This window comes from Chthoniobacter flavus Ellin428 (assembly GCF_000173075.1).
GTDB classification, from domain to species: Bacteria; Verrucomicrobiota; Verrucomicrobiia; order Chthoniobacterales; family Chthoniobacteraceae; genus Chthoniobacter; species Chthoniobacter flavus.
This window is the reverse complement of the sequence record NZ_ABVL01000005.1, coordinates 321,483-341,081: the sequence shown is the minus strand read 5'-3', so window position 1 is coordinate 341,081 and position 19,599 is coordinate 321,483. Positions and strand designations below refer to the sequence as shown.

Genomic DNA, 19,599 nt, shown 5'->3' with positions numbered 1-19,599 from the left:
GGTCGGCGACCCCGCCATGGCGGGGTCGCCGCTCCCAAGGCGCTATCCGTATCGCCTCCATAGACCGAGCAAAGATGTGGGTAATGCTTAGGCCAAACGATAGGGACGCAGGTCGAGTGTTTCGTCGCTTTCGCGGGAAAAATTAGGGAGCGCATCCTGCCGGATTGCCTCACATCCGATAAAATTCTTTCAAAATTACGACACCTTACGACATTTCGGCCTTGCCGAACCCTTCAAACTGCCTTACGTGGTTTCCGGGTGTGAGCTAGCCAAAGGCTTGGCGCGCTTGAATTTCCCTCAGCCAGCAACCGATTCCATGAACAAAATCCTGTTCCTCCCCCTCGGTTGTTTTTCCCCAGTGTGGCAATGCATTTGGTTGCTCTGCCCCTGGTGGCTCGGAAGGACGCGTCAAATAGCGGCTTACTCTCACATCCCCCGGCGAAGTCTTCCCACAGTGGCCTCCCGCGGCGCTCCCGTTCGAAAGAGCGCCCGGCACCCATTCAGGATCCGTGCACCTCGCGTGCGCTTCCCGGGCATCGCAACACCTCGAAACGTAAATAACCATTCCGATGAGATCAAACGACTCCCGTGGCTCGGGCCGCCGCTCCGGCCGCGGACCGCGCCGCTCCTCACGCCCGCGCAACGAAACCACCACCTCCCGTCCCGCAACCCAAACCCCACCCGCGAAGAAAACATTCTGGCAGAAGCTGGTCTCTTTCTTCAGCTCGAAACCCGCCAAATCCGCTCCCGCCTCCACCAATGGCAATGCCAACGGCTCGGCGCAGAACCGGGGCTCCGCTTCGGCGCCTCCCCGCGAGGCACGGCCGGTGCGCAAGCCTGAAGCCGTCGAGGTCACCTCGCCGAAGCTTTACGTCGGCAACCTGAGCTACGACGCCACCGAGAGCGACCTCTCCGAACTCTTCAATGGAGTCGGCACGGTGAAAAGCGCCGAGATCGTAAGCCACAAGTACAACGAGAAGTCCAAAGGCTTCGGTTTCGTCACCATGACCACGGTCGATGAAGCCAAGCGTGCCGTCGTCGAGTTGCACGACAAGGAATTCATGGGCCGCAAACTCGTCGTCAGTGGTGCCAAAACCAGCGAACGCGAACCCAACTACCGCGGGTAAGCGAGATCGCCCAAAGCAACCTTCGAAGCCCACCGGAAACGGTGGGCTTCTTTTTTTGGCGGGAATTTTTTCTTAATCTTAATCGTAATCTTAATCTTAATCTCTCCCCGAGAGCGTTGGGATTAAGATTATGATTACGATTAAGATTAAGAGAGCCCTCTCTTCGTGCCACCCTCTCCCACCGACTCCGTCATCATCGCCGGCCCCACCGCTGTCGGAAAATCCGACCTCGCCGTGGCGGTCGCCGAGCGCTGTGGTGGCGAGATCGTCGGCGCCGATGCCTTCCAAATCTATCGTGACCTCGACCTCCTCACCGCGAAGCCTTCCCCCGAACTGCGCGCCCGCATCCCGCATCATCTCGTCGGTGAAATCCCGCTGACGCAATCCTTCGACGTCTCGCAGTATCTCGCCCTCGCCCGCGAATCCATCGCCGCGATCCGAGCGCGTCAGAAAATCCCCATCGTCGTCGGCGGCACTGGCATGTATCTGCGCGCACTCATGCGAGGACTCGCCGATCTCCCCGGCGCCGATGCCACGATCCGCGCCGAATTGGAAACCCGCCCACTGGCCGATCTGCAGCGCCAGTTCGCCGAACTCGACCCCGACGGCGTGAAGCATATCGATCTCGAGAACCCGCGGCGCGTCATCCGCGCATTGGAAGTCTGCCTCCTCACCGGCCGCCCATTCTCCAGCTTCCGCGAACAATGGTCCGCCGAAACCTCTGCGCTTGGCGGCGTCGTCCTCACCCTCGATCGCGAACTCCTCCACGCCCGCATCGAACGCCGCACCGCCGCGATGTTTGACGCTGGGGTCCTCGACGAAGTCGCATCATGCGACGAACTCGGTCCCACCGCCGGCCAGGTGCTCGGGCTGCGGGAAATTCAGGCGCATCTCCGCGGCGAAATCAGCCGCGCCCAGTGCATCGCCGCCATCGCCCAGGCGACACGGCAATATGCCAAGCGGCAAATGACCTGGTTCCGCCGCGAGCCAGCGCTGGAGATGATCGACATCTCCAGCGTGGCTGCAGAAGAGCTGGCTGATCGCCTGGCCACTCAGGCCACGGCGATGATCAAGACGCCGTAGGAGCCGTCGGAACGTCCGGCGTTGTCGACTCCATTTTAGCCAGTTGCTGCCGGGCCAGCTTGCCCAAGTAAGGAATTTCCCATTCCTTCCCGCTAAATGCCTTGTACACCGTGAAGGCCCAGACACACAGAAACGCTAACCGAATGACAATGCCGGCCAGCCAAAGCAGCGTCCCAATTAGCGGAATGCCATGCAATATGAGGAAGACGATCGCGAGGCCGATCCAAAGCGCGACCCAAAAGCCACCGAGGAAAACGGATTGCATCGCGTAGAAGCGGACGAACTTGTCTTTTCTTTCCAGCATCAGAAAGGCAATGCCTCCGATGAGCGTAAAGAAGCTAGCCAAGGCGGCGGCAATGTTCGGTGCCAGGCCAGTGGCGGACGCTCCGGGCGAGGCCGTGGAGGCATCCGTGGTTGCAGGTTGCGGCGGAAGTGGTGGGGCGCCGGCGCCAGCGGCAGGGGCGGGATTCGACTCAGGCGGCAACGAAGACGGAGCGGTAGGGTCGGACATAGATATGTGTGATGAGGTTAAAACTAGCGTGGTCGGTGTCAATCCATCGCGGTAGCGTTGAAAGCTACAGCCGACAGAGCAACTTTCATTATTTACGTTGGGGAATAAGGCGATTATACAGAAATCTGTTCTTTCTTCCCGTTCTGTAAGAACAGGTGGTCACCCCAGGCGATCTTCAACAGCCCATTTGTAGATTATGCCCAAGAAAACCGACAGCACCCCGAAATCGGTCGCTCCCGCGGCCGCTACGCCCGAAGTATCGACGCCGGCACCGGCTCCCGTGAAGCGGGCCATCAAAGCCGCCCCGAAGACGAAAAACGGAGTCAAAAAGCCGAAAGCTCCCGCCGCCAAAGCCAAACGGACGACCAAGATAACCGCTCCCAAGGTCTCCTCTTTCACTCGCGAAGACGTCGCCCTGCGCGCTTATTTTATCTCCGAAAAGCGCCGCCATCACGGTATCCCCGGCGACGAACATCAGGACTGGCTCGAAGCCGAGCGCCAACTCCTGACGGAGAGCGCCAAGCCCCGGAAGGCGAAGAAGGGGGCCTGATTCCAGCGCACTGCGCGCGAATCAACCTTTGGAGGACGCTGATCCGTCGGCGCCCACCTTTTTTGGAGAGGACAGCGCGAGGAATTCTTAATCTTAATCGTAATCATAATCTCTCTTCCGGTCGGGGAACGGAGGGGATTAAGAGTAAGATTAAGATTAGGATTAAGAAATACCCCCTCGCCCTCGACACCCGCTCATCCCGCCTTACTATTCCCGCATGTCCGCCTCGCCCACCATTCAGCAATCCCTCGTCGCCGCCCTGCGCGAGCGGCTCGCCGTCATTGCGGATCGCGAATGGTACGCCCGGGACCCGGCCGGTCATCTCGAGCGTCTGCGCGCCGTCTCGGAACAAATCGCCGCACTCCAGCAGCAACTCCCGCCTCCGGTCGACCCGCAACTTCGGCACTATTTCGAGCGCTGCAGCTACGACAAGGCCCTGGCCTTTCTCGAGGCTCGCTGACTGTTTGAACCGCGAATAGGCACGAGTGAACACGAATCAGTGGCGTCGGGCCGAGGCGTTCTGATCGATTCGCGTTCGTTGGCGTCCATTCGCGGTTTTCTTTCCCTGCGAGATTTTCCCTGACCGCGCCCGCGGCCTGTGTATGCTCGGCATTCCATCCCATCCATGGATCCACTCATCGCCCTACTCCGCCAAAACGCCCGCACCTCGACTGCGGACCTCGCTCGCGAACTGAATCTTTCCGAGAGCGAAGTCCTCGATCGTCTCGCGAAGCTGGAGTCCGATGGTGTGATCCTCGGTTACCAGGCCGTCGTCGATTCGCAAAAAGTCTCCGGCTCCATCGTCACCGCCGTCGTCGAAGTGAAGATCACACCCGAGCGTGGGGGTGGCTTCGATCGCCTCGCGGAACGCATCGCGAAATTTTCCGAAGTGCAGAGCTGCTACCTCATGAGCGGCGGCTATGACCTGCTCGTCATTCTCGAGGGCGCCAATCTTCAGGAGATCGCCACCTTCATCGCGGAAAAGCTCAGCACCATCAAAGGCGTCATCTCCACCGCCACGCGTTTCCGTCTCAAGACTTACAAGGAAAACGGCGTTTCCCTCACCCGCGAGATCAAGGCGGAGCGCCTCGCCGTCACGCCATGAGGTCATTCCGCATTTATCATTTGGCATTTAGCATTTGGGCAGCCCGAGCTCGATAGCCGCGTCCGACCGCGGCTCGATCATTCCGTCCTCCCGCGGGAAAGCGCGGCATCCCGGCTTCCCTCAAATCCCAACTGTTAAATCCCAAATCCTAAATTTTTCATGACCTTCAATAAACACATCGCGAATCACATTCGCGACATTCCCAAGTCCGGCATTCGCGAATTCTTCGACATCGTGGCGCAGGAAAAGGAAGTTATTTCCCTCGGCGTCGGCGAACCTGATTTCGACACACCCTGGCACATCCGTGAAGCGGCCATCTACTCGCTCGAGCACGGCCGCACGCACTACACCTCGAACCTCGGCCTGCCCGAGTTGCGCGCCTCCATCTGCAAATACGTGCAGAAGCACTTCCACGTCGGCTACGACCCGCGCACCGAAGTCATCATCACCGTCGGCGTCAGCGAAGCCATCGACCTCGCCCTGCGCGCCGTCCTCAATCCCGGCGATGAAGTGCTCTATCACGAACCCTGTTACGTGAGCTATTCGCCGAGTGTCGTCATGGCCCACGGCAAAGCGGTCGCGGTGCCCACGCGCGCCGAGGATCAATTTCGTCTCACCGCCGAGGCGCTCGCCGCGCACATCACGCCGCGCTCGAAGGTGCTCATGCTCAATTTCCCGTGCAATCCCACGGGCGCCACGCAGACCCGCGCCGAGCTCGAGAAGATCGCGCGCCTTTGCATCGATCACGATCTCATCGTCCTCACCGACGAAATTTACAGCGAGCTCACTTACGACAATGCCGAGCACGTGAGCATTGCCTCGCTCCCCGGCATGCGCGAACGCTGCGTCTTCCTGCACGGCTTCTCCAAGGCGTTTGCCATGACTGGCTGGCGCATCGGCTATGCCTGTGCGCCGGGCTGGCTCACCGACGCGATGATGAAGATCCATCAGTACGCGATCCTCTGCGCAAACACCACGTCGCAGGACGCGGCGATCGAAGCGCTCGAGCACGGCGCGCACGGTGTCGATTCCATGCGCCGCGAGTACGAGCATCGCCGCAACTACATCGTCCGCGCCTTCAACGATCTCGGCCTCAGTTGCCACAAGCCGGTCGGCGCTTTCTACATCTTCCCGAATATCAGCAGCACCGGCCTGACCAGCCGCGAATTCTCGCTCGGTCTGCTGGAGAAAAAGAAAGTTGCCTGCGTCCCCGGCCCGGCCTTCGGCGCGAGCGGCGAAGGCTTCGTCCGCTGCTGCTACGCCACCAGCCTCGACCAGATCAAGGTCGCCATGGACCGCATCGGCGAGTTTGTCGCTGAGTCGAAGAAGTAAGCGCTCCCGGCCCACGCGTCTCTTTCAAGACGCTTCAGCGTCGATCATCCCCGACCCGACGACATGCACTTGGAAGGACTGATGCTGGTGGCTGGTGTTTTTATCATTCTGGCGGCCGGCGCGGTTGGTTCAATCGTGCTGATCGTGGCGTGCCTTCTGCGAGAGTGGAAGGTCGTCAAACGGACAATCGCCATCACTCTGGCCACAGTCGCCGTCCTGATGGTCGCCTTCGTCGCGATCATGTACTTCGTCTGGCGCCCTTGGGACCCCACCTCCGAGGCAGACCTCAAAGCGGCCTATGCGGCCGACTTTGGGGTCGCGCCTCCAGCCGGGATCACGGTGCTCAAGGCCCGCCAGCTCGTCGTCGGAGACGCCGCCGTGCAATGGCTCCTGCTCAAAGCATCACCGGAGGAAGTCGAAAAACACATCGCCAAAGGCTTCGTCCCAGCACGAGAGACGCTGAGTGATTTCGACGGCCGGCACAATCCCAACGCCCCCGCATGGTGGAAGCCACCGAGCGGCCATCTGCGACTCTACGAAAGCCACCATTGGGAACCCACCGGTGGTGGAACGAGCAGCGAGGCGGCGATGGGAGTGGACGCCAGCTCCGGATTGATCTGGTTCACTGCCTCCCAGTTTTAGAGCGTCTCTCAAAACGAATCTCGAAACGGGATTGCCCTCGTGCCCAAGCTCCAGCTTCCTGGCTCACGCACCTATCGAAGCGAAGCTTCGCAGACAAGTACGTTCCCAAGCATGGAGCTTGGGAACGAGAAGGCAACGAAAGGGTAAAGCGCGGCCGTGCTTTGAACTTCCTGCAAACCCTGAAACATCTCCTTCCCCCGCAACCCAACAAGAAAATATCGGTTGTATGAATCGGCTTCCACGCCACTCCCGCCGGAATTCTTCCGCCGAAACTCACCCGTCATCCCACCTTCTATGACCATGGAAAACTTCTCTCTCCGATGGAGTCTCCGCACCGCACTTTGCGGCCTTTCCCTTTGGCTCGGCCTCGCAACGAGCCACGCACAGCAACCACCCGCTCCCGGCCAACCGCCGGCGCGGCCCCAGAGGGAGATGTCAAAGCCGGAATGGATCGAATCCAACCACACCGCACCGAACGGCACCCTATACAAGACCTTCGCCAGCAAAGTGCTCGGCCACGAGGTCAGTTACCTTATCTCGCTCCCTGCGGATTACGAGAAGGACACCGCGAAACGTTACCCGGTTATCTACTGGCTGCATGGCATGGGCGCCAATCAGCGAGGTGGTGCGCTGATGTTCGTCCCGCATGTCGAGGAAGCGGTCACAGAGGGTGTCATGCCGTCGGCGATCGTCGTCCTGGTGAATGGGATGGTACGCAGTTTCTATTGCGATTCCGCCGACGGACAGGTGCCGATGGAAAGCGTGATCATCAAGGATCTCATTCCGCACATCGACCAGACCTATCGCACCGTGGCCTCGCGCGAAGGCCGCGTCATCGAAGGCTTTTCCATGGGTGGATTCGGCGCCGCGCATCTCGGCTTCAAATATCCGGAACTCTTCGGCACCGTCGTCATCAATGCCGGCGCCCTCATCGATCCCGCCGGGAATCTGCTCTCGCAAATCTTCGGCGGTGACACGCAAAAATCCGCAGCCGAACACCCTATGCAGCTCGCCCGCCAGAATGCCGACAAGTTGCGCGGCCAAACGCACATCCGCATCGGCTGCGGCGCCCTCGACAGTCTGCTCGCGAAAAACAAGGCGCTGCACGATGAACTCGAGGAACTGCACATCCCGCACGACTACCAGGTCGTGCCCGACGTCGCGCACGATTCGGTCCGCTATTACCAATTACTCGGCCCGAAGGTTTTCGAATTCCACAAGAAGAGTCTCGAGACGCCGGCGAAAGCTTCGTGATCCGGTTCCTACGTGATTGTTCCCACCCCTCGAAAGCGCTCGCTTTCGATTGCTCCGGAACACCTGAATAACCTATACACTCGCGCGTCTCACTTCTCACGATAGTCACACAAACTCTTATGAAACGAACCCTTCTCACCCTTGGCATTGCCGCCGCTCTGCTCTCCACGGTACCGGCCCTCCAGGCCCGCGACGACCACTGGCACGACGACGACCTTCGCTCCGATGTGCACAGCCTCTGGGAATGGTATGGCCACCTGCATGACGAAGCCAACGTCCGCGGCGGGCGCCATGTCCGCGACGAACTGGACGACATCCGCAGAGATCTCAAGCGCGTGGACGATGAATTGCATGACCGCCACTATCACGGCGACCGCGTGCGCGGTGAGATCGACGGGATTCGCGACGAACTCCGTCACGTGAACTCCGAGCTCAAGTGGCACGGCGAAGTTCATCACCGCTCGGGCTTCACCATCGAGTTTCACTAAGACTCACTCCATCGTCAGCCACGCGGAAGTGTGGTGACAATTCACAACATCCCGCCGGGTGCTTCCGCATCCGGCGGGAATTTTTTTGTGCCGCCGCATCGATTGCCGCATCGATCGGTTGCGTCTCCGAATATTTCCTCTGTCCCTCCGGAACAGCTTGCCACTTCACCGCGGCGATTCATCGCCGCTCCTATTCGTCCCCCAGAATGAACCGCTCCACCGCGTTCGCGAAACCTTCGTCATCCAGCCCACTGGTGACGCGCGTGGCAGCGCTCTTGACCTGATCATTCGCCTGTCCCATGGCGACCGAGAAGCCGGATTTCTTGAACATCAAAATGTCATTCGGCATGTCTCCGATGGTCGCGATCTGCGCGGTGGGGAGATTCCGCATTTTCGCCAGCGTTTCGACGACGCTGCCCTTATTCGCTCGGGGATGGGTGACGTCCAGATAGTAAGGTTGCGACCTGGGCGGCGGCCACCTCGCCCTCGAATGGATGCGCCGAATCATGCTGCCGGACGGGATTCGATTGCTTGCAGCACATCGTCTCGCCGAATTCCTCCTGAACGCTTTTCTCGACCCGCCGGGCCAGGTCCAAGTCGTCGGAAACACCTACGACCTTGGCCACACCCTGCTGCAACGCGGCTTGAAAGTCGGTCACGACCGTGGGCGCAAACTGAACCGTCCGTTCCTCCTGGGCGCGATGCGGGGCATCGGGATCACGTAAATACCAATCCAGTCCCGCATAGACCCACACATCCAAACCCTCCTTTTCCAATCGCGCGATCACCCGCTCCGCTATGCTTCGTTCCAAGGTAAGACTTTCGAGGACCCCGAAGTCCCCAGGGCGAACCAGGGTGCCGCCATTGAAGGCGGCGATGGGCGCCGTGAGATCGACCGCATCGGCGATCATTTTCATGCCCCGTGGCGGGCGCCCGCTCGTCACGGCAAACTCGATCCCTGCCTCGCGCAACGCACCAATCGCGCGACAGGCCCGCTCGGTGATTCGCTTTTTACTATCGACCAGGGTCCCATCGACGTCGGCCAGCAAAAGCCGGATGTTCGGTTTCAAATCGTGATCCATGGATTTAGGTGAAAGAAGGTGGAGCTCCATTGCCGCATGCGCGGAAGTCTGGGCGCCTTTACTGATGCCATGAGAACGCGCGGAGACAATCCGCCACTTTGCCACCGGTCGTTAGTGTCTCTACGTTTAAATCCCCCGGGCCGAAACACCACTTGACCCCGCGCCGGTCTACCCGCTTGCTAAGGAAAACCATGAATCGCGTGTTCGTTCTTTTCGCGGTCATCCTGAGTAGCACCTGTTCCGCGCTCCACGCCCAATCCTTCGACATCCATCGTGAGGTCGAGAAAGCCAATAAACAAACCTTCCCGTCCGCTGCCCACCAGATCGAGGAAAATACCGACGTCAAAGTCATCCTCGAGGTCGATGCCGACAGCTTCGGTGACAACGCACATGCGTGGAGCAACCTCTACATCATTGCCAACCGGATCGTTGGCGCATTGAGCGACGTCGGGCGCGATCAGGTCGGCAAGGACGCCCTCGAGCGCGACGTGAAAAAAGTTCTCATCATCCGCGTCGCGTCCACCGAGGAAGCCTCCATCGAGTTGAAAAAAGGAACGGTCTACATCCGAACCTCGGCCAGCGACAAGGCCATGACCGTGCTGCAGAACATCCTCACCACCGAGCTCGAGAAAGCGTTGCACACCGGCCATCCGCCGAAGGAATAAGGAGTGCCAGGAGTCAAGTAACGAGAGCCGAGTGTTCCGCTGCCCTACGCAGATTGTGCCGCCACCTGGCTCTTGGCTCCTGGCACTACTCTTTAAAAAACGCCGAAACCTCGTACGTCAGTCGCGTGGAAGTCGGATACACGAGCACCTTCTTCGTCTCGTTGGGGCCCAGGTAGAAGTGCATGTTGTCCACCTTGCTCTCGTTCGTCCCGGTCTCAATGGTTGTACGGATATCACCCTCGACTGGTTTGTTCAGGTGCGTGTTGCGAACGAGAAGAGCGGTGAGCGACTTGTCCTTCTCGGAGTGCACGCGCTGATACTCGAGGTACTCCGTGGCATCCTGCGGTCCGCGCTTGCCCAGCAGCCACCATGAGGAGTTCTTCTTCGCCGGCGCGTTGTCGGCCGTCGCCTGGTTGGAATCATCGCTGTGAAACATCGAACAGCCGGTCAAAGTGACGGCCAGGAGGAGCGCGAAAGAACGAAGAGCAGGCATGACAAAAGGCGAGGCAACGGGACAAACCCGCGGGGGTCAAGCATTTGCCGCGACGTTGCCGTAATTTGATCTCCTCAACCGGGCAAACACGCCGGCCCGAGCGGCTCGAAACTCTTGTAGACGAGCGAGAACTCCGCATGCCCCATGGCCTCGCTCGCGGTCTTCTCGCCTTCCGCTACACGCACGATGCGATCATAGATTTCCCGGCCCACTTCATCGAGCGTCGCCGCGCCTTCGAGAATCCGCCCGGCGTTGATGTCCATGTCCTCGTTAAGGCGACGATAGGTCTCCGGGTTCGCGCAAATCTTGATCACCGGCGAAATCGCCGAGCCGACGACCGATCCGCGCCCGGTGGTAAAGAGCGTGACGTGCGAGCCACAGGCAATGAGTTCGCCGATTTCCTGGATGTCGCTGATATTCGGAAAACCCCAGCGCACTTCGCCGTCGGGCACGACATCGAGCAAATACAACCCCGCGCTCGGCGGCACGTCGCCCGGCTTGAGAATGCCGCTGATCGGCGAGTTACCGCTCTTGCTGTAGGCGCCCATGGATTTCTCTTCGATCGTGGTGAGGCCGCCTTCCGCATTGCCCGGCGCGAAGCTGCCGTGACCGAGCGTGGAATAATAGCGGCCCGCCTTTTCCACGCAGGCAATCAGCTCCGAAGCCAGTTCCGGGCGCGCGGCGCGCATGGCCATGATCTGCTCGCATCCGATCAACTCACCCGTCTCTTCGAAAACGACCCGGGCGCCATTCTGCACGAGCTGATCGAAAGCACGCCCCACAGCCGGATTCGCCGTGATGCCACTGGTCGCATCCGAACCGCCGCACACCGTTCCCACCACGAGATCGCTCACTGTCATCGGCACGCGGGGTACTTGCGCCGTTTTCTCCAATGCCTGCGCGATCCACGCCCGGCCTTCCTCGATGGTCTTCCGCGTGCCGCCGGTATCCTGGATCACCAGCACATCCGCCGGCCGGCCGGTGGCACGGATTTCCTCGAGCAGGTTCTTGCGATTGAAACCTTCGCAGCCCAGCGAGACGAGCAAGGCCGCGCCGACATTCGGGTGCGTGCAGAGCTGCTTGAGCATGCGGTGCGCGTAGGCATTCGGATAACAGCCGGGAAAGCCGAGCAGATGCACGCCTTGCTCGCGCGATGGGAAGACGACTTCGCGCGCGACATGGTGCGCGCATTCCACGAGATAGACGACGACGGTGACGTTTCGAATTCCCTTGCGTCCGTCGCTGCGTAAATAACCGGTCATGAGTCAGTGCTGGGCAAAAAAGCGCGTCTGATCCTCGCGCAAAAAGGTGGGCAGGTAATCGCTCTGCACATTGTGCGTGTGGGCGTGTTCACCTGCGGCGATGTCGCGCGAAGCGGAGCCGATGGGCGCACCGTATTTCACGATCTTCTCCCCGGCGTGAAGGGCGCGGGCGGCGATCTTGTGCCCGATCGGCAGACGCGTCGGGACAACGACCTCGGCATCTCCCACGCGGATGCGCGCGCCGGATTCGAGCGTGGCAATCACCGTGAGCACGTTGTCAGCGGGATGCAGACGCAGCAGGCGGGGATCAGAGGGAACAGTCATCGAAGGGGCGCAGCGTAATTCAGGGTTCCGGCACCGCCAATGACGGATTCACCACCGGTTCCTCGACCGCGCAGACGTCGCTCTTTTCCGGCAACCAAAACCACGCGACCAGCGCCGCCGGCAGGAACAACGTACCGGAGTAGAGCAGCGCCAATCGGTGATCGCAGATCTCTCCCGCACCGGTGCCGACGTGGGCGAACAACCCGAAGACCACCGTGCCCGCCGCGGCGAAGACGCGTCCGATATTGTAACAAAAGCCCGCGCCAGTCGTGCGCAGCAGCGTCGGGAAAAGCGGCGGCAGACACATGGTGAAGAGCGCGAAGGCGCCTTGCGCCGCGCCGAGGAAGGGCAGCCAGAAGAGCACGCCGTTCGCATCGCGCACCACACCGTAGGCAGCCATCATGAAGATGAAGTAGGCGGCGAAATTGGCAGCGATGGCCCGGCGATAGCCGATGTAGCGCGCGAGCCACCCGGCGAGGAAATTACCGATGATCGCGCCGATGGTGAGCAGGTAGAGAGCGTGATTCGCCAGCACGTCGATGCGTTCCTTCGGCCAACCGGCGTCACGCGCCAGGGCGCGCAGGTGGGCGGAGTGCCAGAACATCAGCGCCCAGTGGGCGGTGAGACCGAGGGCGCAAACCGCAATGACGACACAAGTGGTGCGCCGCAGTTCCGGGCCGAACAACGCTTTCAAACCGGGCCTTTCGCCGGACGTGTGGCTCGCCGCCGAAGCCCAGACTTCCGGCTCCGGCACCGCGCGGCGGATCCAAAGGGTAAGCAACGCCGGCACGATGCCGACGAGGAAGATGGCACGATAGGGCGCGCCCGCGAGCAGCCAACCGGAGAAGCAGGCCAGGAGTACCCCGGTGTTGACTGCCGATTGCAGGATCGCCGCCAGCCACGGACGCCAGCGCGACGGCCAGGTCTCGGCCAGCAACGACGCACCGACGGCCCATTCCCCGCCGATGCCCAGCGCCGCAAGGAAACGGAAGATCAGCAAATGCCACCAAGTCTGCGCGAAGAACGAGAGGCCGGTGAAAAGGGCGTAGGTGAGGATGGTGAGAGTCAGCGTGCGGCTGCGTCCGAGGAGATCACCAATGCGGCCGAAGACCGCCCCGCCCATCGCCCAGCCAAAAAGAAATGCACCCTGGATAAGGGAAGCTTTCGTCGAAGCTCCCGGGTTCGACGGGCTCACGCTCATCAACTCGGCGACGAAAGGCAGCGCGACGAGCGTGTAGAGGTGCATGTCGAGCCCGTCGAACATCCAGCCCAACCACGCGGCGAGGCCGGATTTCACCTGCTGCGGCGTCACGCGGGCGCTCGGGAAAGAATCGGGGGAGGACATGGTCTGAGGGGGACGCAACATCTACTCCACCCCGTGGAGCATTGCACCCTTTGGTTTTTTTCGCGGGGAAACGCGCTGCGCCGCTCCCATTCTGTCCGATGGCATAGGAAAAATAGGAAGGATGGGAGCGATAGGAGCCCTATTTTTCCCATCTCTCCTATTCCTCCTATTCGCCGCTACCAGAGCGCCCCGACCGCTCCTAGAAAAACAACCGCAGCCCGACCAGCGTCGTCCAGCCGCTGTATCCCGCCGATGGTCCGGTGCCGCCACTCAATCGGGCGTACTCTTCCGCGAACATCAACTTCAAGCGGTGGCCGTAGACATAGTAATTGAGGCCGAGATAACAGGCGTTATAGGTGTCGCCGGTGAAAACGCCCACCGTCTTCTGCTGGCGATTGAGCGTGGAGATGCCGTTGCTCTCCGAGGCGAGGCCGAGCTGATAGCGCACGAAGAATTCGAGCTTATCGGTGATCATGTAGCCCGGCATGAGCTGCAGGCTATACACGTCGCCTTTGCCCGCCACCTGCTCGCCGTAGGCAAACTGCGGGACCAGGCTGAAACGGCCCTTTTCCAAATCGAGATAGGTGACGAGCACGTTCCGGTAGTTCGTGAAAACGTTGGTGTTCTCGTTCTTGCCGTCGGCGTGCAGGTAATCGAGCACCCACAAGGCTTTCTTCGCATTCCACGGCTTGGAGAAGTCGTAATTGATCTCCGCCTGATATGCCTGCCCACCGTCAAACTGACCGAACTCCTTGTCGACGTCCGTGGAGTAAACCGCGGCGAGGTACCCGAAATGTCCGAACTTGCCGCTCACTTCCGCGCCGGTGATGTAATCGGTCGTGCCGATGAGCTGGTCGTCGAAGAAACCGCGCTCGAAGGTCTTGAGGTAGTTGTTACTGAACTCGCGATCGTAACCGACGTGCGGCTGGAATTTGCCAACACGGAGACCAAACTCCTCGCTCGCCTGAAACCGCACCCAGAGATTGGTCATGCGGTTGTAGAAAATCGACGGCGAATGATACGCGCGCAATGCTGTATCGACTTCGGCTTCGACCTCGATATGACGCTCGGCGAAGAACGCATCCACACCCAAACGGAAGCGGCGGATTTCGAAGAAGCTGGTCGAGCCGCGATTGGAATCGACGTTGTAATAGTCCTCCTGAAAACGGCCGATGAGATCGAACTCCTCAATCACCGAATTGTGATCGTCGCGGTAGAGCTTCGGGATGCTCCAGATTTTGTCGAGGAGGGCGTCCCCCTTGGGCGCAGCCGTTTCGACGACGGCTTCGGGGGTGCCGGCGCGGAGCGCCCCGGCTGCAGTGAAGACCAATAGAACAGCGAGCGCCCGAATTTTCATGGGCGGGAAGTGAGACCGTTTGGCTGGCGCGTGTCGAGGCGGATTACGGCATTTTTGCGGCAAACGCGTCGCAGCGAAAGCGCGAAGCGCCCCAACAACGCTGTCATCCTGAGCGAAGCGGGGAATCATGGGCGGAGTCGAAGGACCTCTGACTTCTGCGGGTTTTTGCGCGGAGCCATACCGACCTGGCGGGCATTCACGCGCCCGCTATCGCTCGTTACACCATAATTTACGACGTGGGTACCCCGAATCTCTCTAGCAGCTCCGCGCGAAAACCCACGGAGATTGGAGATCCTTCGACTCCGCCCATGCTTCCCCGCTCCGCTCAGCATGACCGGCATTTTTAGGGACCGCCTTAAAGGCGGTTACCCTCCGCAACGCGCTCAAAACAGCGGCGACCTTCCCCGGGGTGGGGCCGCCTATTTCTTCTCCGACTTCAGACTGGAAAGAAACTCCACGAGATCGAGAAACTCACCGGGCGACATCCCATTCGCCAGGCCTTCGGGCATGCTGCTCTGCTTGATGTTCTCGCGCTTCTTGATGTCGGGGACTTTCACTTCCTGCGTGACGCCGCCCGCGACCTTGAGCGTCAGCGTCTCCGGCGTTTCACCCACCACGAAGCCGCTGTAAGCTGCGCCCTGCCGGGTCTCGACATTGGTCGTGAGGAAGCCGGGGGCGATCTTGGCGTTCGGATCGAGCACGGACTCGATGATGTCCTCGCGCTTCAATCGTTTGCCCACGCCATCCATATGCGGACCGTATTCGATGCCTTCGCTGCCCCATTTATGGCAGGCGACACAGATGCGGCGGAAGACCGCCTTGCCGTTGTCGGCGATGCCTTTGGCCTTGGCGATTTCCTTGTAAATGTCTTCGCGTTCTTTCGGCGAGAGCTCCGGCTTTGCGAGATACTTCTTCAGCGCGGCCGTGGCCGCACCGCCGGGCTTCGCTTGTTCATCGAGCTCGGTGAGAAACTTCAGCCCCTCCGGGTTGTCCTTGGCGATCTCATGGTTCTTGAAGGCCGGCTTCCACACCGGATCGAGAGCGCCGAGCGTCATTTGCAGTGTATAATCGATCCAATAATCGCGCGGCAGATTCACCGCCTGCAGTACCGCTTCCACGGACTCCTTCGTCGGCACGAAACTCAGCGCGCGGATCGCCTCCACACGCGTGCGCGGGAATTCATCGACGACCTGCGGCTTCATCAGCGCCATCGCATTCGGAATGCGGTCCCATTCATCAGCCAGCACGCGCGTGGCGCCGGCCCGCGCTTCGCCGGTCTTCGCCCGCAGGACTTTTTTTAGCAGCAGCGGATCGACAGCGTGAAGCCCCTGCTCCACCCAGAGCGCCTCGAGCAGCAGGCGATCGAACTCCTTGTCCGTCGGCGAGAGCTTCGCCACCCATTTGTTAATCGCCGCCAGCACGTCGATCGTCGGGCGATCGCGCAACTCTCGACGGGCGCGATAACGCGTGCGTGGCTCGTATTCCTTGAGCTGGTCGAGCAACTCGGGGATCGGCTTGTTGTATTGCGTCACCGGCGTGAGCAGCGGCTTGTTCTTATAAACGAGCCGATAGATGCGGCCATGCGTGTGGTCGCGGTTCGGGTCGCGCTGCGAGTATTGCATGTGACCGAGCAGCGCCGCGCTCCAGTCGCCGAAATAGAGCGCGCCATCCGCACCGATCTGCGGATCGGTCGGGCGGAAAGTCATGTTGTCCACCGCGGAGAGAATGTCGTCGGGCACTTTCTTCTGCTTGCCGCTTTCATCCGCCACCGTCTTCGTGCGCCGCGCGCCGTGATAGCCCGCGCCATCGTCGCCGATGTGAAAGGTGGTGAGGCCGTTCATATTGATCGTGCAGGCGAAGACGAACAGTCCCTGCACGTCATCGGGAAATTGTCGCGTATAGAGAAACTCCGAGCCGACATTGGGTCGCATGCCTTCGCCGTCGAAGACCGTGTTCAGGCCTTTGCGTCCCGGAAATTCCGCGCCGCTGAGCGGCGTGTCCCAATGCTGCTGCGGCGTGGTGCCGTCGCCGACGATCCCCTGCCCCCACCAATTGTAGACGTAGCACCAGGGGTTGCCGTAGCCCGGCGTTACAAAGTGCCGCAGCTTCTGCGAGCGCGGGTCGAAGACATAACAGCCCGGCGCGCCGTAGCGGCGGAACGGCCCCCACGGCGTCTCCACCGCGGTGCTCACGCTCACGCCTTCGAGCATGTTGAGCAGGCCGCCCGGCGACCATTCGAAGGCATTGATGCAATGGTGCGTGTCGTCCGTAGCCCAGCCGTCGCTCAGTTCCACCACCTCGTCGGCCTTGTCGTCACCGTTCGTGTCCTTGAGGAAAATCAATCGCGGCTCGTCGACCACGATCACCCCGCCATTCCAAAACTCGAATCCCGTGGGGCAGGTCAGCTTGTCGTAAAAAACCGTCGCCTTGTGCGCTTTGCCCCTGGCATCCAGCTTGTCGAAAATGATGAGCTTGTCGTTCGGCTTGGGGTCGCCGGGCTTCCACTGCGGATAGGTCGGCATGCACGACGCCCAGATGCGGCCTTTGTTGTCGATGTTGATCTGGTCGACCTTCGTAAGCTCGGGAAACTCGCGCTCGCTGGCCACGAGTTGCACTTCGAAACCTTCCGGCACTTTCATCGACGCGATCGCTTCCTCCGGCGTCGGATATTTCAGCTCTTTCGGCTCCTTCGTCGGCCAGCGGCCCGCGCCCGTCTTCGGCACGAAGAGCTCGCCAGTCCGGCTGTCATCGGGCTTTGCCGCCACCTTGCGACCCTGGGCGATGTCCGAGACGTAACGGTCGCGCACATCCACCATGTTGCGGATTTTCAGAAATTCGCGCGGAAACGTTTCTGTATCGAAAGTCCGCCGGCCACCGTAAACGTACCAGCCATTGAGCATGCGGTAATCCTGCTGGTGCACCCATGCCTTATCGATCACCGCCGCGCGCAATTGCTCGAATTGCGGCGATCCGATCCGTATCGGGTTGGTCGTGCCGAAGAGCGCGCGGTCGAGCATTTCCGCGACGAGGCGATCGCCGGCCTCGTTCGTGTGCGCGCCATTGGTCGTGTATTGCAGGCCGGGAGTGGCGGCGAAATCGGCGTCCGTGGGGGCGAAGAGATTGACGAAGGCCAGGTTGCGCTTTCGGGCAACTTCCGCGGTGGCCTCGGCATAGAGCCGCAGGTTTTGATTTTCCTTTTTGCCGTCGGGTAAAAATCGGCCAGCCGGAGCCTCGAACGCGATGGGAGAGATTAGAACGAAGCGGGGCGCGGCCTTGGTCTCATCGCGCGGGTATTGCTTCGCGTAGTCGTCGAGGAACTTCTCGTAATCCTTCTTGTACTGTTCCACGCCTTGCGGCCCCGCGAAGGATTCATTGTAACCAAAAAAACAGAAAAACGTGTCCGCACCGAACGCCGCCAGGGGGTCGTCCAGGGCCGTGTAATTGGCCGAGCGCTGACGAGTGGCCACTTCGTCAGCCGGCCGGGCGAAATTCCGAACAATCAGCCCTTCGCGGGGAAATCGGGAGTGAAGCAGCGATTCGAAGTAACCGAATTTGCTGAAATGCTCGGCGAGCGAATTGCCGACGAACGCGATACGCTCGCCCTGAATGAAGGTGAGCGGCAGGCTGCTCCCCCCCAACGCCGGCCGCGCAGAGCGCGGCGGCGGGGTGAGGAGTTCCGAGCCGGGCAATTTCTCCGGCGTATTCGCGGCCTGCTTCTTCGGCTCAGCCGGCTTGGCCGCCTGCGGCTTCGGCGGAGCGAGCGGCTCGCCCGGCATGGCCTTGCCCAATTCGAGGTCGGAGACTTTCAGCGCGCGGCCTTCCTTGAGGTAGTCCTTGATGAACCCGAAGAACGACGGCTTGTATTCATCGACGATGCGGACGTCCGCCTTCGCCGGGACTTCCATCCCGAGGCCCCAGAAGACGCCGTTCACCACGAGCCGGCGCAGGCCTTCGTTTTGCAAATCCGTCGCCGCGCCCATTGTCGAGGTGAGCACGCGGTTCGTCTTGCCGTCTTCATTCTTCACTTCGCGCGTCCAGACGACCGGCATCATCGGGTCGTTCACCGGTTGCTCGACCTTGTCCACGCGGGTCTTCTTGTAATCCGCCGGCGCCGAGTCGGGCTGCAGCGTAGAGAGCACCTCGCCGCGCACCAGGATCTTCGCATCGGGCTGCGGCTCAGCTTCATAGACATCGGTCATGCCGAAGAGATCACTCACCCCACGCATCACCGGCGCATCACTCGCGCCTGGCTGAATAATCCCCTTGGTCGCCTCGACCTTGTGGTGGCCCCAATGGTTCACCCACGTCTCGCCGAGCACCTGGCGACCGAAGCCTTTGACCCATTCCGGGCCGCCGTAGTTGTAGGCGTATTTCGCGTATTTGCTGCTCTTGGGGTTATTGAACGCGTGCGTCGAGGTGCGCAAGGCGACAAACGGCACGCCACGCAGATACGCTTTTTCGAAATGCGCCATGGTCTCGTCCGGCCAGTGACGGAAACGCAGTTGCATGATCACCGCGTCCGCCTTGTCGAGCGCCTCGGGATTCGAGAGCGATTCGCCCTTGTTCGGATTGATGCGCCCGTCGTCTTCGACCGAGAAGAGGACCGTGGTGTTGAAGCCGAGCCGCTCGCTCAGGATCTTCGCCATCATCGGCATCGATTCCTCGGAGCGATATTCTTCGTCACCGGCGAGCAGGACGACGTTCTTGCCTTTGCCAGGCCCATCCTTTCCTTCAAAGGAGAGCCACGTTTTTTCTGCCGCTTGCGCGGAGAATGCCGTGGCCGCGAGCGCAGCCACGAGGGGAACAATTGAGCGATAGAGCTTCATTGGTTGGTTGTTTGGGGAACCCGCAAATGCGGGAATGCAGTGTATGCGCCTTAATGAGCGCAGGGCCGCAAGACCTTAGCAAGACGATGAAAGAGGGGAGGGAAAGTTGAGAGTCCCCCCACGCCGCCACCTTTTTGTGACGCTCCGCATCAG

19 protein-coding genes are annotated in these 19,599 nt (G+C 60.7%); 10 read left to right on the top strand and 9 right to left on the bottom strand.

Features of this window, described 5'->3' with window-relative positions:
- Positions 1–569 precede the first annotated feature (569 nt).
- Complete coding sequence (locus CFE428DRAFT_RS35600; RefSeq protein ID WP_006979664.1) at positions 570–1,127, top strand: RNA recognition motif domain-containing protein; 558 nt, start codon at positions 570–572, stop codon at positions 1,125–1,127.
- A gap of 165 nt (positions 1,128–1,292) precedes the next feature.
- Positions 1,293–2,210 carry a tRNA (adenosine(37)-N6)-dimethylallyltransferase MiaA gene (gene miaA / locus CFE428DRAFT_RS11290; RefSeq protein ID WP_006979663.1) on the top strand — a complete coding sequence of 306 codons (918 nt, stop codon included), beginning with the start codon at positions 1,293–1,295 and terminating at the stop codon, positions 2,208–2,210.
- Here the strand turns inward: miaA and CFE428DRAFT_RS11285 are convergent.
- Positions 2,197–2,721 carry a DUF4870 domain-containing protein gene (locus tag CFE428DRAFT_RS11285; RefSeq protein ID WP_006979662.1) on the bottom strand — a complete coding sequence of 175 codons (525 nt, stop codon included), beginning with the start codon at positions 2,719–2,721 and terminating at the stop codon, positions 2,197–2,199. The two genes, miaA and CFE428DRAFT_RS11285, sit on opposite strands and share 14 nt — an antisense overlap.
- A 196-nt stretch (positions 2,722–2,917) precedes the next feature.
- On the opposite strand from CFE428DRAFT_RS11285, the gene CFE428DRAFT_RS11280 reads away from it, so the two are divergent.
- From CFE428DRAFT_RS11280 to CFE428DRAFT_RS11245, 7 genes are all read left to right on the top strand, one after another.
- On the top strand, positions 2,918–3,271 hold the full coding sequence (locus CFE428DRAFT_RS11280) for a DUF2934 domain-containing protein (protein ID WP_006979661.1): 354 nt from the start codon (positions 2,918–2,920) through the stop codon (positions 3,269–3,271).
- A 217-nt stretch (positions 3,272–3,488) separates the two neighbouring features.
- Entirely contained in the window at positions 3,489–3,731 is a 243-nt protein-coding gene (locus tag CFE428DRAFT_RS11275) for a hypothetical protein (RefSeq protein ID WP_006979660.1), read from the top strand.
- A gap of 165 nt (positions 3,732–3,896) precedes the next feature.
- The gene (locus tag CFE428DRAFT_RS11270) at positions 3,897–4,376 is read left to right on the top strand and encodes an Lrp/AsnC family transcriptional regulator (RefSeq protein ID WP_006979659.1); all 480 of its coding nucleotides are present in this window, start codon (positions 3,897–3,899) and stop codon (positions 4,374–4,376) included.
- Positions 4,377–4,535: 159 nt separating this feature from the next.
- The gene (locus CFE428DRAFT_RS11265) at positions 4,536–5,708 is read left to right on the top strand and encodes a pyridoxal phosphate-dependent aminotransferase (RefSeq protein WP_006979658.1); all 1,173 of its coding nucleotides are present in this window, start codon (positions 4,536–4,538) and stop codon (positions 5,706–5,708) included.
- A 63-nt stretch (positions 5,709–5,771) separates the two neighbouring features.
- The gene (locus CFE428DRAFT_RS11260; protein WP_006979657.1) at positions 5,772–6,350 is read left to right on the top strand and encodes a hypothetical protein; all 579 of its coding nucleotides are present in this window, start codon (positions 5,772–5,774) and stop codon (positions 6,348–6,350) included.
- Between the two features lie 432 nt (positions 6,351–6,782).
- Positions 6,783–7,604 carry an alpha/beta hydrolase gene (locus CFE428DRAFT_RS33445; protein ID WP_006979656.1) on the top strand — a complete coding sequence of 274 codons (822 nt, stop codon included), beginning with the start codon at positions 6,783–6,785 and terminating at the stop codon, positions 7,602–7,604.
- Between the two features lie 119 nt (positions 7,605–7,723).
- Positions 7,724–8,092 carry a hypothetical protein gene (locus CFE428DRAFT_RS11245; protein WP_006979655.1) on the top strand — a complete coding sequence of 123 codons (369 nt, stop codon included), beginning with the start codon at positions 7,724–7,726 and terminating at the stop codon, positions 8,090–8,092.
- 190 nt (positions 8,093–8,282) lie between these two features.
- On the opposite strand, the gene CFE428DRAFT_RS40410 is transcribed toward CFE428DRAFT_RS11245, so the two are convergent.
- Together CFE428DRAFT_RS40410 and CFE428DRAFT_RS11240 are read right to left on the bottom strand one after the other, a co-directional pair.
- Positions 8,283–8,600 carry an HAD family hydrolase gene (locus tag CFE428DRAFT_RS40410; RefSeq protein ID WP_202797408.1) on the bottom strand — a complete coding sequence of 106 codons (318 nt, stop codon included), beginning with the start codon at positions 8,598–8,600 and terminating at the stop codon, positions 8,283–8,285.
- Positions 8,512–9,174: an HAD hydrolase family protein gene (locus CFE428DRAFT_RS11240; RefSeq protein ID WP_006979653.1), complete on the bottom strand. Its 663-nt coding sequence runs from the start codon at positions 9,172–9,174 to the stop codon at positions 8,512–8,514. Before CFE428DRAFT_RS11240 ends, CFE428DRAFT_RS40410 begins: the two co-directional genes overlap by 89 nt.
- Before the next feature lie 191 nt (positions 9,175–9,365).
- On the opposite strand from CFE428DRAFT_RS11240, the gene CFE428DRAFT_RS11235 reads away from it, so the two are divergent.
- Entirely contained in the window at positions 9,366–9,839 is a 474-nt protein-coding gene (locus CFE428DRAFT_RS11235; protein WP_006979652.1) for a hypothetical protein, read from the top strand.
- Positions 9,840–9,924: 85 nt separating this feature from the next.
- Here the strand turns inward: CFE428DRAFT_RS11235 and CFE428DRAFT_RS11230 are convergent, their stop codons facing one another.
- The 6 genes from CFE428DRAFT_RS11230 to CFE428DRAFT_RS11205 form a co-directional block, all read right to left on the bottom strand.
- Complete coding sequence (locus tag CFE428DRAFT_RS11230; protein ID WP_042724778.1) at positions 9,925–10,332, bottom strand: hypothetical protein; 408 nt, start codon at positions 10,330–10,332, stop codon at positions 9,925–9,927.
- A 74-nt stretch (positions 10,333–10,406) separates the two neighbouring features.
- Entirely contained in the window at positions 10,407–11,594 is a 1,188-nt protein-coding gene (locus tag CFE428DRAFT_RS11225) for a UxaA family hydrolase (protein ID WP_006979650.1), read from the bottom strand.
- A 3-nt stretch (positions 11,595–11,597) separates the two neighbouring features.
- Positions 11,598–11,918, bottom strand: a complete 321-nt coding sequence (locus tag CFE428DRAFT_RS11220) for a UxaA family hydrolase (RefSeq protein ID WP_006979649.1) — start codon at positions 11,916–11,918, stop codon at positions 11,598–11,600.
- A gap of 19 nt (positions 11,919–11,937) precedes the next feature.
- Entirely contained in the window at positions 11,938–13,263 is a 1,326-nt protein-coding gene (locus CFE428DRAFT_RS11215; RefSeq protein WP_131989267.1) for an MFS transporter, read from the bottom strand.
- A 199-nt stretch (positions 13,264–13,462) separates the two neighbouring features.
- Positions 13,463–14,620: a phosphate porin gene (locus tag CFE428DRAFT_RS11210; protein WP_006979647.1), complete on the bottom strand. Its 1,158-nt coding sequence runs from the start codon at positions 14,618–14,620 to the stop codon at positions 13,463–13,465.
- Positions 14,621–15,039: 419 nt separating this feature from the next.
- Positions 15,040–19,446 carry a DUF7133 domain-containing protein gene (locus tag CFE428DRAFT_RS11205; RefSeq protein WP_006979646.1) on the bottom strand — a complete coding sequence of 1,469 codons (4,407 nt, stop codon included), beginning with the start codon at positions 19,444–19,446 and terminating at the stop codon, positions 15,040–15,042.
- Between the last annotated feature and the right edge of the window lie 153 nt (positions 19,447–19,599).

Bases quoted from the DNA above. Each gene is read 5' to 3' on its own strand.
- CFE428DRAFT_RS11235 (WP_006979652.1), top strand. From the start codon at position 9,366: ATGAATCGCGTGTTCGTTCTTTTCGCGGTCATCCTGAGTAGCACCTGT.
- CFE428DRAFT_RS11240 (WP_006979653.1), bottom strand. From the start codon at position 9,174: ATGGATCACGATTTGAAACCGAACATCCGGCTTTTGCTGGCCGACGTC.
- CFE428DRAFT_RS11225 (WP_006979650.1), bottom strand. From the start codon at position 11,594: ATGACCGGTTATTTACGCAGCGACGGACGCAAGGGAATTCGAAACGTC.
- CFE428DRAFT_RS11220 (WP_006979649.1), bottom strand. From the start codon at position 11,918: ATGACTGTTCCCTCTGATCCCCGCCTGCTGCGTCTGCATCCCGCTGAC.
- CFE428DRAFT_RS33445 (WP_006979656.1), top strand. From the start codon at position 6,783: ATGTCAAAGCCGGAATGGATCGAATCCAACCACACCGCACCGAACGGC.
- CFE428DRAFT_RS11245 (WP_006979655.1), top strand. From the start codon at position 7,724: ATGAAACGAACCCTTCTCACCCTTGGCATTGCCGCCGCTCTGCTCTCC.
- CFE428DRAFT_RS11280 (WP_006979661.1), top strand. From the start codon at position 2,918: ATGCCCAAGAAAACCGACAGCACCCCGAAATCGGTCGCTCCCGCGGCC.
- CFE428DRAFT_RS11265 (WP_006979658.1), top strand. From the start codon at position 4,536: ATGACCTTCAATAAACACATCGCGAATCACATTCGCGACATTCCCAAG.
- CFE428DRAFT_RS11210 (WP_006979647.1), bottom strand. From the start codon at position 14,620: ATGAAAATTCGGGCGCTCGCTGTTCTATTGGTCTTCACTGCAGCCGGG.
- CFE428DRAFT_RS11260 (WP_006979657.1), top strand. From the start codon at position 5,772: ATGCACTTGGAAGGACTGATGCTGGTGGCTGGTGTTTTTATCATTCTG.
- CFE428DRAFT_RS11285 (WP_006979662.1), bottom strand. From the start codon at position 2,721: ATGTCCGACCCTACCGCTCCGTCTTCGTTGCCGCCTGAGTCGAATCCC.
- CFE428DRAFT_RS11275 (WP_006979660.1), top strand. From the start codon at position 3,489: ATGTCCGCCTCGCCCACCATTCAGCAATCCCTCGTCGCCGCCCTGCGC.
- CFE428DRAFT_RS11230 (WP_042724778.1), bottom strand. From the start codon at position 10,332: ATGCCTGCTCTTCGTTCTTTCGCGCTCCTCCTGGCCGTCACTTTGACC.
- CFE428DRAFT_RS11205 (WP_006979646.1), bottom strand. From the start codon at position 19,446: ATGAAGCTCTATCGCTCAATTGTTCCCCTCGTGGCTGCGCTCGCGGCC.
- CFE428DRAFT_RS11215 (WP_131989267.1), bottom strand. From the start codon at position 13,263: ATGTCCTCCCCCGATTCTTTCCCGAGCGCCCGCGTGACGCCGCAGCAG.
- CFE428DRAFT_RS40410 (WP_202797408.1), bottom strand. From the start codon at position 8,600: ATGATTCGGCGCATCCATTCGAGGGCGAGGTGGCCGCCGCCCAGGTCG.
- CFE428DRAFT_RS11270 (WP_006979659.1), top strand. From the start codon at position 3,897: ATGGATCCACTCATCGCCCTACTCCGCCAAAACGCCCGCACCTCGACT.
- CFE428DRAFT_RS35600 (WP_006979664.1), top strand. From the start codon at position 570: ATGAGATCAAACGACTCCCGTGGCTCGGGCCGCCGCTCCGGCCGCGGA.